This is a genomic window from Halobacillus sp., from assembly GCF_049282395.1.
Lineage (GTDB): Bacteria > Bacillota > Bacilli > Bacillales > Halobacillaceae > Halobacillus.
Genome location: NZ_JBAPTY010000371.1, coordinates 1 through 1,766 on the forward strand (window position 1 = coordinate 1; position 1,766 = coordinate 1,766).

The following is a 1,766-nucleotide window of genomic DNA, read 5'->3' on the forward strand; positions in this document are numbered from 1 at the left end:
AGTGAACCTTCTCCCATAGCAGCCGTAACTAATTCTGAATGAGCAGCCACATCGCCTGACGCCCATAAATTAGGTACACTTGTCATTTTTGTCCTGGGATCAACAATAAGATGTTGGTTTTCACTGATTTCAGCTCCAAGCTTCACGGCCAGTTCTGTTCGTACTTGGTTACCTCCAAAAGCCAAGAAAGCTTTCTTTACTTGGAAACTTTCACCATCTTTCATTTCTATATGGTTCAAACTTCCCTCTTTCTCATGTAATTCCTTTACTTTAGCTGTTTTCACTTCAATATTTTCAGCTGCTAAACGCTGCGTCCATTCAGGGGAAATGACCTCAAGCTCATGGTTAATAAATATTATATCCTGACTCCAATACAAAAGACTTATAGCCATAGAAGCTCCTACGTTTCCTGAGCCAATTACTGCTGTCCTTTGGTTCATAACTTCATAACCATCACAATCCGGGCATACGTAAACCGAAAGTCCAAGACAGGGTTTAATTCCTGGAATGGAAGGGATATGGTCTTTTAAACCGGTAGCGAGAAGAAGGTTCCTTCCGCTGAACATTCCTCCCCCAACCGTATATACCGTAAATTCTCTACCATTCTTATGCACATCCTTTACCCTGTCTTTGCGTATCGATACCCCGAGGTTTTCAGCATGCTGTCGACCGGCTTTACGAAGTTCTTGTCCACTTACCCCATTAGGAAATCCTAGAATATTACTGTACTTTCTACACAATGAAGACCTTCCATCCTCAGCATCTATCAGCAACACAGACCTTTTATAACGTCCCAACTGGATGGAGGCTTGAAGGCCTGCAATCCCCCCACCGATAATGATGCAATCGTATTTCATAAGAAGGTCTCCCTTCCAATCCATATTCTTATTCCTATCTTATTAAAATAATTTATGTGATCATCTCTCTTTTTATGCAATGCATCCCTACTCTATAATCTGATATCGTTCTAAAAGTCTAATGTACCCATAACAAACTATAAATCCCGATAAGTAAATAAAGAACGAGTAAATAATAATCCACCCATTATAGTATTCAACTTTACCTATATAGACAGCGACATATTCTAGCGCTGTAAAAATCAGAGAATAAAGTAAAATCAGAGCTTTATAATTAACAATCAGAGCTTCTTTTATCAAAGCAAAAGTACTTGTCATTAATGGAAAATAGCCCAGATTGAATGGCATAGCAGGTAAGGAAGGATTATCATGGCCAGGATTCACTTTCCAAAATAAGTTGAATCCCCAATCATTGGCTACGAACGCGATTGAAACACCTAAAGTGTACATAAGTATAGTTATTCTCGGTTTTCGCAAAAAAATAATAACATTGATACTAAAAGGAAGAATGAAGCCAAAGAGTACATTGGTAAGCATAAAACATCACTTCTTTTTTCAAAGTGTGCCCCTAAGACTTACAAATTATTATAAAAAGGCACTGTTAAACTTAAGTTTTAATTTTAAGTTTTAAGATAAAGCTCCCATTACTTGAAGACTCAGTTTCGAGATATTGGGTTATGAGGAAGGTCCTGCGGGGGACGATTCCGCTTTCCGCGGGCATGTGTTGAGCTTCCTCGGACTTAACAGTCCTGCGGGATCTCACCGATCATGTTCATCCCGCAGGAGTCTTCATCGTCCCCCTCCGGACCCGGCCGAATGAGAGACTCGAAACGGGTTCGTCCTTCATCCGCTGATAAGAAGTAACCATATGGGCGTAAATACTTTTTCAGGCTGGAACTATGCGAGAAA

1 protein-coding gene is annotated in these 1,766 nt (G+C 40.0%); it reads right to left on the reverse strand.

What is annotated here, in order from left to right; translation table 11 throughout:
• A partial coding sequence (locus tag WAM07_RS15520; protein ID WP_422168274.1) for an NAD(P)/FAD-dependent oxidoreductase occupies positions 1 to 857 on the reverse strand: 857 nt, incomplete at its 3' end.
• Between the last annotated feature and the right edge of the window lie 909 nt (positions 858 to 1,766).